The sequence below is a fragment of the Thermoactinomyces vulgaris genome (assembly GCF_005886755.1).
In the GTDB taxonomy this organism is placed as follows: domain Bacteria; phylum Bacillota; class Bacilli; order Thermoactinomycetales; family Thermoactinomycetaceae; genus Thermoactinomyces; species Thermoactinomyces vulgaris.
On record NZ_CP039710.1, the window covers coordinates 59,437 to 71,707 of the forward strand.

General features: G+C 49.8%; 11 protein-coding genes and 1 other annotated feature. All 11 genes read right to left on the reverse strand.

What is annotated here, in order from left to right; translation table 11 throughout:
* Positions 1–52 precede the first annotated feature (52 nt).
* The 11 genes from FA954_RS00435 to rpmG all read right to left on the reverse strand — a co-directional run bounded on the left by FA954_RS00435 (position 53) and on the right by rpmG (position 12,197).
* Entirely contained in the window at positions 53–307 is a 255-nt protein-coding gene (locus FA954_RS00435) for a 50S ribosomal protein L7ae-like protein (RefSeq protein ID WP_037997031.1), read from the reverse strand.
* Positions 308–393: 86 nt separating this feature from the next.
* The gene (gene rpoC / locus FA954_RS00440; RefSeq protein WP_037997026.1) at positions 394–4,008 is read right to left on the reverse strand and encodes a DNA-directed RNA polymerase subunit beta'; all 3,615 of its coding nucleotides are present in this window, start codon (positions 4,006–4,008) and stop codon (positions 394–396) included.
* Between the two features lie 71 nt (positions 4,009–4,079).
* Complete coding sequence (rpoB, locus tag FA954_RS00445; RefSeq protein WP_175413219.1) at positions 4,080–7,622, reverse strand: DNA-directed RNA polymerase subunit beta; 3,543 nt, start codon at positions 7,620–7,622, stop codon at positions 4,080–4,082.
* Between the two features lie 247 nt (positions 7,623–7,869).
* Positions 7,870–8,472, reverse strand: a complete 603-nt coding sequence (locus tag FA954_RS00450; protein WP_037997022.1) for a class I SAM-dependent methyltransferase — start codon at positions 8,470–8,472, stop codon at positions 7,870–7,872.
* A gap of 120 nt (positions 8,473–8,592) precedes the next feature.
* Positions 8,593–8,958: a 50S ribosomal protein L7/L12 gene (rplL, locus tag FA954_RS00455; RefSeq protein WP_037997021.1), complete on the reverse strand. Its 366-nt coding sequence runs from the start codon at positions 8,956–8,958 to the stop codon at positions 8,593–8,595.
* Between the two features lie 41 nt (positions 8,959–8,999).
* On the reverse strand, positions 9,000–9,503 hold the full coding sequence (gene rplJ, locus FA954_RS00460; RefSeq protein WP_037997020.1) for a 50S ribosomal protein L10: 504 nt from the start codon (positions 9,501–9,503) through the stop codon (positions 9,000–9,002).
* A 26-nt stretch (positions 9,504–9,529) separates the two neighbouring features.
* Positions 9,530–9,685, reverse strand: a sequence feature (ribosomal protein L10 leader region).
* Positions 9,686–9,825: 140 nt separating this feature from the next.
* Complete coding sequence (gene rplA / locus FA954_RS00465) at positions 9,826–10,524, reverse strand: 50S ribosomal protein L1 (RefSeq protein ID WP_037997019.1); 699 nt, start codon at positions 10,522–10,524, stop codon at positions 9,826–9,828.
* Between the two features lie 88 nt (positions 10,525–10,612).
* Positions 10,613–11,038 (reverse strand): 50S ribosomal protein L11, encoded by a 426-nt coding sequence (gene rplK, locus FA954_RS00470; protein WP_037997076.1) that lies wholly within the window; start codon positions 11,036–11,038, stop codon positions 10,613–10,615.
* A gap of 166 nt (positions 11,039–11,204) precedes the next feature.
* Entirely contained in the window at positions 11,205–11,738 is a 534-nt protein-coding gene (nusG, locus tag FA954_RS00475) for a transcription termination/antitermination protein NusG (protein ID WP_037997016.1), read from the reverse strand.
* Between the two features lie 45 nt (positions 11,739–11,783).
* Complete coding sequence (secE, locus tag FA954_RS00480) at positions 11,784–12,008, reverse strand: preprotein translocase subunit SecE (protein ID WP_037997014.1); 225 nt, start codon at positions 12,006–12,008, stop codon at positions 11,784–11,786.
* A 39-nt stretch (positions 12,009–12,047) separates the two neighbouring features.
* Positions 12,048–12,197, reverse strand: a complete 150-nt coding sequence (gene rpmG, locus FA954_RS00485; RefSeq protein WP_037997011.1) for a 50S ribosomal protein L33 — start codon at positions 12,195–12,197, stop codon at positions 12,048–12,050.
* Between the last annotated feature and the right edge of the window lie 74 nt (positions 12,198–12,271).

Sequence of the window (12,271 nt, forward strand, 5' to 3'; positions counted from 1 at the left end):
CAGGAGGCCAGCCGCGCAATCACCCTGCGCGGCCAACCGTTTATATCGTCGCTCACACTTCTTTCAAAATCGCTGCCGTCGCTGCGCCGACTTCAATGCCGCAAGCTTTTCCGAGCTTTTTCATGGAGTCGACATGTTCCGCAACGATTCCTTTCTCTTTGCAAAGCATAACAATCGGTTCTGTGATTCGCGGATCCGCATCATCAGCCACAAACACCCGGGTGACAATCCCCTGTTCGATGGCTTTCTTCGTTTGCTTGGCACCAATCGTTAACGAATTTGCTTGTTTCACTTTTTCATAAGACATGCTTGCTGCCCTCCAAAGTGAATAATTTACATCCAAGCACACGAGGATATATTACCACCATGAATGAGCAAAGTCAATAAAAAACACTATTCAATCGTTACCTTTTCCATCTCCTGTTTGTCGCTGTCCCCGACTTCATTCGCCAACTTGTATCCCATGGAACGGTAACGATCCATACCGGTACCGGCCGGGATCAATTTCCCGATAATCACGTTTTCTTTCAATCCCAACAGACGATCCACTTTTCCTTTGATGGCGGCATCGGTCAAGACGCGGGTTGTTTCTTGGAACGATGCTGCCGACAGGAAGGAATCGGTCTCCAGTGAAGCCTTGGTGATTCCGAGCAGAACCGGACGGCCCACTGCCGGATCCCCGCCCGACAACAGTTCTCTCCGGTTGGCATCTTCGTAATCGTGAATATCCACGATGGACCCCGGCAACAAGTCCGTCGTTCCAGCATCGGTGATCCGGACTTTGCGCATCATTTGGCGAACCATGACCTCAACGTGTTTATCGTTAATTTCAACCCCTTGCAAGCGGTACACTTTTTGTACCTCGCGCAAGATATAATTTTGAACCCCGCGGGCGCCTTTGATGCGGAGCAGATCTTTCGGGTCCACCGAACCTTCGGTCAGCTCCACACCGGCTTCCACAACATCACCCACGTCCACTTTCAGCCGTGCGCCGTACGGAACGACATGAACTTTGGATTCCACCGCTCCTTCAATTTCGATTTCACGGCGATCCTTGGTTTCGCGGATGTCTTTGACCGTACCGGCAATTTCACTGATGACCGCCTGACCTTTTGGATTCCGGGCCTCAAACAGCTCTTGAATCCGTGGCAAACCTTGGGTGATGTCGTCTCCGGCCACCCCGCCTGTATGGAACGTCCGCATCGTCAGCTGGGTTCCGGGTTCACCGATCGATTGGGCGGCAATGATTCCGACGGCTTCACCGACTTCCACCGGCGTACCCAAGGCCAGGTTGCGTCCGTAACATTTTTTGCACACCCCGTGTCGGGTCCGGCATGTCAGCACCGAACGGATGACTACTTCTTCGATGCCAGCATCCACAATTTCTTTGGCGATGTCTTCATCGATCAATTCATTCCGGCGGACAATCACTTCACCCGTTTCCGGATGACGAACCGTTTGGAAGGAAACCCGTCCCACGATCCGGTCATACAGTTCCTCAATCACTTCATTGCCTTCGGCCAGTTTGGTCACGGAAATTCCTTTATCCGTACCGCAGTCGTCTTCACGCACAATCACATCTTGAGCCACGTCGACCAAACGGCGGGTCAAATAACCGGAGTCTGCCGTTCTGAGGGCGGTATCCGCCAAACCTTTCCGTGCACCGTGTGTTGAAATAAAGTACTCCAACACGGTCAGCCCTTCACGGAAGTTGGTACGAATCGGCTGTTCAATGATCTTACCGGCCGGGTTTGCCATCAGACCGCGCATTCCCGCCAGCTGGGTGATTTGCGACACGTTCCCCCGCGCACCGGAGTTGGCCATCATATAAATGGGGTTGAATTTGCCCATATTCTTCATCAGGACGTCCGTGATTTGGTCTTTGGCCTGGCTCCAGATCGAAATGACGCGTTCATACCGTTCATCGTCGGTGATCAGACCGCGACGGTATTGCTTGAGGACTTTTTTAACCTCTTCGTCTGCCTTGGCCAGAATGTCTTTCTTTTCTTCCGGAACCGTGACATCGGAAACGGAAATCGTGATTCCCGCTTTGGTGGAATACTTGTATCCCAACTCTTTGACTTTGTCCAGAACCTCAGAGGTCACCGTTGTTCCAAAACGGCGGAAACACTCGGCAATAATCGTTCCGAGGTGTCCTTTTTTCAAAGCGGACGGTTCCTCTATATTCTGGATGAATTCTTTCACGTTGGTTCCTTTTTCGAAAATGAAATACTTGTCCGGAGTGCGTACCAGGTTTTCTTTGGAAGGTTCATTGATATACGGGAAATCTGCCGGGAAAATTTCGTTGAAAATCAATTTCCCGACGGTTGTCACCAAGAGTGCGTCCTTTTGCTTTTCCGTAAAGACGTTTTTGCCCACGTTTTTCGCCGGAATCGCAATCCGCGAATGCAAAGTGACATAACCGTGATCGTATGCATTGATCGCTTCGGAAATGGAGTAGAACACACTTCCTTCTCCGGGATCGTTTCTTTTTTCCAGCGTCAGATAGTAAGAACCGAGAACCATGTCTTGTGAAGGCGTGACTACCGGTTTGCCGTCTTTCGGGTTCAAAATGTTTTGTGCCGCCAACATCAACAGACGGGCTTCCGCTTGCGCCTCAGCCGAAAGGGGCACGTGAACCGCCATTTGGTCCCCGTCAAAGTCCGCGTTATAAGCCGTACATACGAGCGGGTGCAAACGGATGGCACGCCCTTCGACCAAGACCGGCTCAAACGCTTGGATTCCCAGACGGTGCAACGTCGGCGCACGGTTCAACAGAACCGGATGCTCTTTGATCACGTCCTCCAAGACATCCCAAACTTCGGGATGGACGCGTTCCACTTTCCGTTTAGCACTTTTGATGTTGTGGGCCAGCCCTCTTGCCACCAACTCTTTCATGACAAACGGTTTAAAGAGCTCCAAAGCCATTTCCTTGGGCAAGCCGCATTGGTACATTTTCAAGTGGGGTCCGACGACGATTACCGAACGGCCGGAATAGTCGACCCGTTTTCCGAGCAGGTTTTGACGGAAACGTCCTTGTTTCCCTTTCAACATATGCGACAACGACTTCAGCGGGCGGTTTCCCGGACCGGTCACCGGACGACCGCGACGGCCGTTATCGATCAAGGCGTCGACCGCTTCCTGCAACATTCTTTTCTCGTTTTGCACGATGATATCCGGAGCACCCAAATCCAGCAAACGTTTTAAGCGGTTGTTCCGGTTAATCACCCGGCGATACAAATCGTTCAGGTCGGAAGTGGCAAACCGTCCGCCATCCAGTTGGACCATCGGTCTCAGTTCCGGAGGAATCACCGGCAAAACATCCAAAACCATCCATGCCGGATCATTTCCGGAGGTGCGGAATGCTTCCAGCACTTCCAAACGTTTGATCGCACGGTTGCGTCTTTGCCCTTGTGCGGTTTGCAGTTCCTCTTTCAGTGCCTCGACTTCTTTATCCAGATCAATTTCGGAAAGCAACCGTTTGATCGCTTCGGCCCCCATCATGGCTGTAAATGCGGAACCGTATTTTTCGCGGTAAGTACGGTATTCTTTTTCCGACAACAATTGTTTTTTCTCCAGCGGGGTCGATCCCGGATCCACGACCACGTAGGAAACGAAGTAAATCACTTCCTCCAGTGAACGGGGAGACATATCCAGAACCAGACCCATCCGGCTGGGAATTCCTTTGAAGTACCAAATATGGGAGACGGGTGCGGCCAATTCGATATGCCCCATGCGTTCGCGGCGCACTTTCGAACGGGTTACTTCCACACCGCACCGGTCACAAACAACCCCTTTATACCGGACCCGTTTGTACTTTCCGCAGTGACACTCCCAGTCTTTGGTCGGACCAAAGATTTTTTCACAAAACAAGCCTTCTTTTTCCGGCTTTAACGTACGATAGTTGATCGTTTCGGGTTTTTTCACCTCACCACGGGACCAGGAACGGATCTTCTCGGGCGAGGCGAGACCAATTTTCATAAATTCAAAGTTATTTACATCGAGCATTGGGCGATTCCTCCCTCAGGATTCATCCCGTTGTGCGTAAGGAGAGCGTTTCACACGCTCCCCCTTTCGCACTACGAAGAAGAGTTGGATTTATTGCCTTCATCGACCGACAAATCAAATCCTAACTTTTCATTGGCCGGTTCATCTTCTTCATCCAGTTCGCGCATCTCAATTTCCTGCTCATCGCCGGCAAGGATCTTGACATCCATACCCAAGCTTTGCAGTTCTTTGATGAGAACTTTGAATGATTCGGGAACACCCGGCTCTGGCACATTTTCACCTTTGACAATCGCTTCATACGTTTTCACACGACCGACGACATCGTCTGACTTCACAGTGAGAATTTCCTGCAAGGTGTGGGCTGCACCGTAAGCTTCCAGCGCCCATACCTCCATCTCACCGAACCGCTGACCGCCAAACTGCGCTTTACCTCCAAGCGGTTGCTGGGTAACCAGTGAGTACGGTCCGGTTGAACGGGCGTGAATTTTATCGTCAACCATGTGAGCCAGCTTGATCATATACATAACCCCGACCGTGACGCGGTTTTCAAACGGTTCACCCGTCCGGCCGTCGTACAGGATGGTTTTCCCGTCCCGGCTAAGTCCGGCCTCTTCCAACGTGTCAAAGACATCGTTCTCGGTCGCACCGTCAAAGACCGGTGTCGCCATATGAAGCCCCAAAGCTTTTGCAGCCATCCCAAGGTGGACTTCCAGAACCTGTCCGATATTCATCCGTGACGGAACCCCGAGCGGGTTCAACACCACTTCAACCGGCGTGCCGTCGGGCAAAAACGGCATGTCTTCTTCCGGCAGAACTTTTGCGATAACCCCTTTGTTTCCATGGCGTCCCGCCATTTTGTCCCCTTCGGAAATCTTCCGTTTTTGGGCGATGTACACGCGAACCAGTTGGTTGACGCCAGGCGGCAACTCATCTCCGTTTTCCCTGGTAAACACTTTTACATCGACAACGATTCCGGATTCTCCATGGGGAACGCGCAGTGAGGTGTCGCGAACTTCCCGCGCTTTTTCACCAAAGATGGCGTGCAACAAGCGCTCTTCCGCGGTCAGTTCGGTCATTCCTTTCGGAGTGACTTTCCCCACGAGGATGTCGCCGGGTTTGATTTCAGCCCCCACGCGGATGATTCCGCGTTCATCCAGATTTTTCAGCGCATCTTCCCCGACATTGGGAATATCCCGTGTGATTTCTTCCGGTCCCAATTTGGTATCCCGTGCTTCGCTTTCGTATTTTTCAATGTGAATCGATGTGTAAACATCTTCTTTCACAAGCTTTTCACTTAACAAGATCGCGTCCTCGTAGTTGTAACCTTCCCACGTCATGAACGCGACAACCACATTTTGTCCCAGGGCCAATTCCCCTTGTTCGGTTGAAGGACCGTCCGCCAGCGTGTCACCGGCTTTCACTTTCTCCCCGTACTTGACAACCGGACGCTGGTTGATGCAGGTTCCCTGGTTGGAACGGGCAAACTTCGTCAGCTTGTACTTGTCGATGTCCCCTTCAACCACGCGGCCGTCCACTTCTTCCTCATGGCGGACCCATACTTCATCCGCTGTAACCCGCACAACGGTGCCGGGCCGTTTGGCACGAATCATGACCCCCGAATCCCTGGCGGCAATATGTTCCATGCCGGTCCCGACAAACGGTGCTCTCGGGCGGAGCAACGGAACGGCTTGACGCTGCATGTTCGATCCCATCAACGCACGGTTGGAGTCGTCGTTTTCCAAGAATGGAATACATGCCGTTGCCACCGACACGACCTGTTTCGGGGAAACGTCCATGTAATCGACCCGATCCCGCGGAACGGTAATCGTTTCATCTTGGTAACGGACGGTCACCGTTTCATGGGCAAAGGTTCCATCCTCGTTCAGTTCTGCGTTGGCTTGGGCAACATAGAAATGGTCTTCTTCATCCGCAGTCAGATAATCAATTTGATCCGTCACCTTTCCGGTTTCGGGATCGACCCGGCGGTAAGGCGTCTCGATAAAGCCGTACTCATTGACCCGTGCATATGTCGATAAAGAGTTGATCAGCCCGATGTTCGGACCCTCAGGAGTTTCGATCGGACACATCCGACCATAGTGTGAGTGGTGAACGTCACGCACTTCCATCCCTGCGCGCTCCCGGGTCAAACCACCGGGACCCAAGGCTGACAAACGGCGTTTATGCGTCAACTCAGCCAGCGGGTTGGTCTGATCCATGAATTGGGACAACTGGCTGCTGCCGAAAAACTCTTTGATCGCGGCAATCACCGGACGAATGTTAATCAGCGCTTGCGGTGTGATGGCATTGGCATCCTGGATGGACATCCGTTCACGTACCACACGCTCCATCCGGGACAAACCGATCCGGAATTGGTTTTGCAACAATTCCCCGACGGAACGCAGACGGCGGTTTCCGAGATGGTCAATGTCATCCGTTGAGCCAACCCCGTGCAACAAGTTGATAAAGTAGTTAATGGAAGCCAAAATATCCGCAGCGGTAATGTGTTTGACCGAGTCATCCACTTCCCCGTTCGAAATGACTTTGATCACTTTTCCGTCTTCCAACGGGGAGAAAATATTGATGGATTGCAACTCAATCGTTCCGTCTTCCGGCACGCCTCCACGCACTTTGTAGGACTTGTAACCGTATGCCTTTTCCCCGGTGAGATAAGGCATCAACTTGTCCAACACGCGGCGCTCCAAGACTTGTCCGGCTTCGGCCAAAATTTCGCCGGTTTCCGCATCCACAATGGGTTCAGCCAGTTTTTGATTGATCAAACGGTTTTTGATATGCAGTTTTTTATTGATTTTATAGCGTCCGACACTTGCCAAGTCATACCGTTTCGGGTCAAAAAATCTCGCATAAAGCAGACTGCGGGCATTTTCCGCGGTTGGCGGTTCACCCGGACGCAAACGTTCATAAATTTCAATCAGCGCTTTTTCAGTATTCCCCGTGTTGTCTTTATCCAGGGTGTTGCGGATATACTCGTCATCCCCCAACAACTCGAGGATTTCCGCATCACTGCTGAATCCGAGCGCACGCAAAAGAACCGTCACCGGAATTTTCCGTGTACGATCAATGCGAACATAAATGATATCTTTGGCATCGGTTTCCAACTCAAGCCAAGCGCCACGATTTGGAATTACTGTGGCAGTATAAGTCGGTTTCCCGTTTTTATCGACTTTCGTGTTATAATACACACTGGGCGAACGAACCAATTGGCTTACAATGACTCGTTCTGCGCCGTTGATGATAAAGGTTCCGGTTTCTGTCATGAGCGGGAAGTCACCCATAAACACTTCCTGTTCCTTGACTTCACCGGTTTCTTTGTTGATCAGGCGAACTTTCACGCGCAACGGTGCTGCATAGGTAACCTGGTGATCTTTTGCTTCCTCCACGGTATACTTGGGTTCGCCCAAGCTGTAATCGATAAATTCCAACACCAGATTCCCCGTGAAATCTTCGATAGGCGAAATGTCGCGGAACATTTCCCGCAAACCTTCATCCAAAAACCATTGGTATGACTTCAATTGAATCTCAATCAGATTCGGTAGTTCCAAAACCTCGTTAATGCGAGCATAACTACGACGTTGCCGACGACCACACGGGATCATTTTACCAGCCAAATAAACTCCCCCCTCGCACCCAGTCAAAACCGCTTTCCAGATGCGGTTGTCAAAGTAAAAAAAGAAAATGAGTGATATTGAACCTCATTTTTACCTAGAAGCAGTCTATTTACCTATTTTATCCAGTTGGATCGCGCAATAAACCAACCGGTTTTCACACAACCGTTTTCAATGATTCTATGAGTTCAAAGACACTTTCTGCAATTTAATACACTATCATAACGAAAATTTAGTGTCAATCTTTTCGTGAGCGGATAATGACATACCCTTTTTTCTTCCGGACCACATCCACATCTGCAAATAATTGTTCCAACTCTTTTTTGGCCGATTCCGCTCCCTGTTGCTTGCGGATGACGATCCACAAAGATCCCCCTGGATGAAGGGCAACAGACGCTTCTTTAAACAGACGGTAAATCGTTGATTTCCCCGCACGAATCGGCGGGTTTAACAAAATATGGTCAAATTTTCTGCCTTGCAATTGAGAGAACCCGTCGCTGACCAAAATTTCCACATGGTCATCCGCTTGATTCAAAGCTGCATTCGCTTTTGCCAGCTGAACAGCCCGTTCATTCACATCCACCATGGTCACTGCTACATCCGGAACCGTTTTGCTCACCGCAATTCCAACCGCTCCGTAGCCGCAGCCCAAATCAAGGACGGCGGATTCCGGTTCAATCTCGGCGCTTTCAATCAAAAGGCGGGTGCCAAAATCAATTCCCTTTTTCGAAAACACACCGGCATCCGTTTTAAACCGGAAAGATTCACCCGACAGAACGGCTTGGATTTCGCGCTCTTCACTTTTCGACTCAGGTTGACGGGAAAAATAGTGATCAGCCATGGATAACGGATCTCCTTTTTTGAAGAGAGGATCAGTCCTTCTCATCTCAAATTTCAGATCGTCTGCTTTAAAAAGAGAACCCGCCGACCGTATGACGACGGGTTAGCCGGATCCAAACGATTACTTAACTTCTACAGTAGCACCGGCTTCTTCGAGTTCTGCTTTGATTTTGTCTGCTTCTTCTTTGGAAACTCCTTCTTTGACCGGGGACGGAGCGTTGTCAACAAGTGCTTTTGCTTCTTTCAAGCCGAGGCCGGTAATACCGCGAACGGCTTTAATGACGTTGATTTTGGAGGAGCCTGCATTGGCAAGCACAACATCAAATTCAGTTTTTTCTTCAGCAGCATCCCCGCCGCCGGCAGCACCAGCCACTGCAACCGGAGCCGCAGCAGTTACACCGAATTCTTCTTCGATTGCTTTTACAAGATCGTTCAGTTCGAGAACGCTCATTTCTTTAATCGCTTGAATGATTTCTTCTTTAGACATAAAGGAAACCTCCTTGCATTCTGTTAGATATCAATAATTTTTTAAGCTTCGGCAGCTTCTCCATCTTTGTCAGCCACTGCTTTGACAGCCAGTGCAAAGTTGCGCACAGGCGCTTGCAACACGCTAAGCAACATGGAGAGCAAACCTTCGTAGGACGGCAGTTCTGCCAGTTCCTTGATTTCATCAAGGCTGACGGCTTTACCTTCCACCAAACCGCCTTTGATTTCCAGCTCCTTGTTCTCTTTGGCAAAGCCATGGAGAATTTTGGCCGGAGCCACTACATCTTCGTAGCTGAATGCAACTGCGGTTGGTCCGGTCAGATGCTCGGTCAGGTCGTTGGCGCCGACTTGTTCGCAAGCGCGGCGGGTCAGCGTATTTTTGAGCACCTTGAATTCAACGCCGGCTTCGCGCAACTGTTTGCGCAGCTCGTTCATTTGTTTTACATCCAAACCGCGATAGTCAGCTACAATGGTGCTTTTGCTCTTTTCCAGTTTTTCTGCGATTTCTGCGACAACTTGTTTTTTTCTTTCAATCGCTTTGGACACGCGGCACACCTCCTCATCAGGAGTTTTTAAAAATAGAAAAAGCCTCCGTAGACAGTCGAAGGCTTCCGTTACTCGTATGGATTCCGTGGAACACACCACATCCATGCATGTATCCTTACCTCGGTAGGATATTAAGCAGCAACTTCGGCACCTACTGTCTACGGTAAAAAGCTATATCCAATTATTGCGGATTCACCTCATCCGAAGCAGACACACTGCCACCGGCGAATCACATCATGACACGGATTATATCAGAAAAGTCATCACCGGGCAATACTTGTTCTCTTTATTGCCCCGTGCAAAAGATTTCCAGATGCAAAAATTAACGACCAACCAATTGTTGTGCGCTGACGGAAACGCCAGGTCCCATGGTCGAAGAAACGGTCACGCTCTTCATGTAGGTTCCTTTGGCAGCAGCCGGTTTGGCTTTCATCAAAGCGTCAGCCAACACTTGCAAGTTTTCACGCAATTGATCTGTCGTAAAGGAAACTTTACCGATCGCAGCGTGGACTATACCGGCTTTGTCGGCACGGTATTCAATTTTGCCGGCTTTGATTTCTTTTACGGCTTTCTCGATTTCAAAGGTAACCGTACCGGTTTTCGGGTTTGGCATTAATCCTTTCGGTCCCAGGATCCGTCCCAAACGACCGACTTGCCCCATCATGTCGGGAGTGGCCACAACCACGTCAAAATCAAGCCATCCTTGGCTGACTTTGTTGATCGTCTCTTCATCCCCGACATAATCGGCACCGGCAGCTTCAGCTTCTTTTGCTTTCTCCCCTTTGGCAAAGACGAGAACACGTTTGGTTTTCCCGGTACCATGCGGCAACACCACCGCACCTCTCACTTGCTGGTCAGCTTTTTTGGTGTCGATTCCCAAACGGAACGCTGCTTCAACCGTTTCATCAAATTTCGCAGTGGAAATTTCTTTCACAAGTTCCAATGCTTCTTGAGGGCTGTAGAGTTTTTCGCGGTCAACTTTTTTAAGCGCCTCAAGATATTTTTTGCCGTGTTTTGCCACGTTCATTTCCTCCTTTCGTGGTCTTAGCGGAAGATCCTCCCACAAGCTTCAAGCTGCTCGTGGCAGAGCAGCCCGGCTCTTCGCCCGATCAGTCTTCGATCTGAATGCCCATGCTTTTTGCCGTGCCTTCCACCATGCGCATGGCAGCTTCCACACTTGCGGCATTCAAATCGGGCATTTTCATTTCAGCGATCTCACGCACTTTATCCCGTTTAATGGTCGCTACTTTATTCCGGTTCGGTTCACCGGATCCGGATTCAATCCCGGCTGCTTTCTTCAAGAGAACGGCAGCTGGAGGAGTTTTGGTGATAAACGTAAAGGAACGGTCTTCATAAACCGTGATTTCAACCGGAATGATCAGTCCGGCCTGTTCAGCCGTGCGGGCATTGAACTCTTTACAAAATCCCATGATGTTCACACCAGCTTGACCCAATGCCGGACCTACAGGCGGTGCCGGATTGGCTTTCCCAGCCGGAATCTGCAGCTTGACCACTTTAATGACTTTTTTGGCCACGCGAATCCAACCTCCTTCAAACATGTGGTTTTCTCGGGTATTACCCTCCCACGGAAAGGCAAGCTCCCTTTCAGTCAGGCTTGCGCTCGCCCCAAAGATGGGGGTAACATACAACAAACAGTTATACTTTACCACACACAAAAAAGAAACGAAAGTTTTCGGTTCGCTAAATTTTTTCCACCTGGTCAAAATCCAGTTCAACCGGCGTCTCCCGGCCGAACATATTGACCATTACTTTGATTTTTGAACGGCTTGCATCAATTTCGTCAATTCTTCCGACAAAATTAGCGAACGGTCCTTCCTTCACTTTGACATTTTCGCCAATCGAAAAATCAACCGTCACCTTAGACTCTTCCATGCCCATTTGACGCAGGATGGCATCAACCTCATCCGGCATAAGGGGAGTTGGCTTGGACCCTGCCCCTGATGAACCCACGAATCCTGTCACTCCTGGTGTGTTTCGCACGACATACCACGAGTCGTCGGTCATAACCATCTCTACCAACACATAACCCGGAAAGACTTTTCGCATTACCGTTTTCTTTTTTCCGTCTTTGTGCTCGATTCCTTCTTCCATTGGTACAAGAACGCGGAAGATCTTATCTTGCATGTCCATGGAATGGACACGCTTTTCCAGGTTGGTTTTCACTTTGTTCTCGTAGCCGGAATACGTGTGAACCACATACCAATTTTTCTCCATTGCTCATCAGGGTTTGACCCCTGTCCCCCCCTTAAGAAATGACTGCTATTTAGTAATCAGTTTCACCAACTGATAAATCCCAGCATCCACGACAAAGAAAAAGACAGCCAAGAGTATCACAATCAGCAAAACCACAACGGTGTAGTTGAACATTTCCTGCCGGTTTGGCCAGCGAACTTTTTTCAGCTCCTGAATGCTTCCCCGGAAAAAGCCGGCTGTGCCGGAAACACTTTTCCGGACTCCACGTCTAAGGCCTTGAAAAGCAGCCATATTGTCACCCCCATCTTCTATCAAGCAGCTAAACCCTTATTACTTGGTTTCACGATGGATTTGATGCGAATTGCAACGCGGACAATATTTGCGTAATTCCATGCGATCCGGATGTTTGCTTTTGTTTTTGGTCAATGCATAATTGCGTGAACGACATACGGTGCAAGCCAGTGTAATGTTCACCCGCATCTTCCGACACCTCCTCTTCATCAAGTCGCCGTTCAAACGGAAGGAAACGATAGAAAATACCCAAATTACATTAT

Excerpts from the sequence above, each read along its gene's own strand:
- rpoB (WP_175413219.1), bottom strand. The coding sequence starts at position 7,622 with ATGATCCCGTGTGGTCGTCGGCAACGTCGTAGTTATGCTCGCATTAAC.
- secE (WP_037997014.1), bottom strand. The coding sequence starts at position 12,008 with ATGGCTGCTTTTCAAGGCCTTAGACGTGGAGTCCGGAAAAGTGTTTCC.
- rpmG (WP_037997011.1), bottom strand. The coding sequence starts at position 12,197 with ATGCGGGTGAACATTACACTGGCTTGCACCGTATGTCGTTCACGCAAT.
- rplL (WP_037997021.1), bottom strand. The coding sequence starts at position 8,958 with ATGTCTAAAGAAGAAATCATTCAAGCGATTAAAGAAATGAGCGTTCTC.
- nusG (WP_037997016.1), bottom strand. The coding sequence starts at position 11,738 with ATGGAGAAAAATTGGTATGTGGTTCACACGTATTCCGGCTACGAGAAC.
- FA954_RS00435 (WP_037997031.1), bottom strand. The coding sequence starts at position 307 with ATGTCTTATGAAAAAGTGAAACAAGCAAATTCGTTAACGATTGGTGCC.
- FA954_RS00450 (WP_037997022.1), bottom strand. The coding sequence starts at position 8,472 with ATGGCTGATCACTATTTTTCCCGTCAACCTGAGTCGAAAAGTGAAGAG.
- rpoC (WP_037997026.1), bottom strand. The coding sequence starts at position 4,008 with ATGCTCGATGTAAATAACTTTGAATTTATGAAAATTGGTCTCGCCTCG.